Annotated in this window: 1 pseudogene; it reads right to left on the bottom strand. The window is 36.2% G+C overall.

What is annotated here, in order from left to right:
* A pseudogene (locus ACU68W_RS09305) lies at window positions 1-362 on the bottom strand (hypothetical protein); the annotation flags it as partial.

The following is a 362-nucleotide window of genomic DNA, read 5'->3' on the forward strand; positions in this document are numbered from 1 at the left end:
CTGGAGTTTTTTCTCCGTTTAATGCGTCTTCTGCTGCTTTTAATGCATCTTTAGCTTTGTTAACTTCTTCTTGAGTAGCTTTGTCATTAGCTAAAACTTCTTTTGCTTTTGCCAATGCTTCGTCGTACGCTTTCTTCTTATCAGCATCTGCATTCTTGTACTTGTCAGAGCCTGTTATTGCATCGTCTTTGTTTTTGTCTACTTCTGCTTGAAGTGGTTTCTTATCTACTGCTTTTTTTCCGTCTAATGCTTCTCTTGCATCTTCTAATGCTTTCTTAGCTGCATTTACTTGTTCTTGTGTTGCTTTTTCATCTTTAAGAACTTCATTAGCTTTCTTTAATGCTTCATCATAAGCAGTTTTC

It is taken from the genome of Finegoldia sp. P2-F-LR, assembly GCF_052932265.1.